Consider the following 385-nt stretch of genomic DNA (forward strand, 5'->3'; position numbering starts at 1 on the left):
GGTCACCGACAAGCCGTCCCTGCTGATGTGCAAAACCGTTATTGGCTTCGGTTCGCCGAACAAGGCCGGTACGCACGACTCCCACGGCGCGCCGCTGGGCGACGCAGAAGTGGCGCTGACCCGCGAAGCGCTGGGCTGGAAACACGCTGCCTTTGAAATCCCGTCTGATATCTATGCGCAGTGGGATGCGAAAGAAGCAGGCGCAGCCAAAGAGTCCGCGTGGAATGAGAAATTCGCTGCCTACGCGAAAGCCTTCCCGGAGCTGGCGGCGGAATTCACCCGTCGTATGAAAGGCGACATGCCGGCTGACTTCGACGCGAAAGCCAACGAATTCATCGCTAAGCTGCAGGCTAACCCGGCGAAAATCGCCAGCCGTAAAGCATCC

Annotated in this window: 1 pseudogene; it reads left to right on the plus strand. The window is 60.0% G+C overall.

The features are described 5' to 3' along the window. Positions 1–385, plus strand: a pseudogene (locus GV764_RS06805) (transketolase); the annotation flags it as partial.

It is taken from the genome of Atlantibacter hermannii, from assembly GCF_009907385.1.
GTDB lineage: Bacteria > Pseudomonadota > Gammaproteobacteria > Enterobacterales > Enterobacteriaceae > Atlantibacter > Atlantibacter hermannii_A.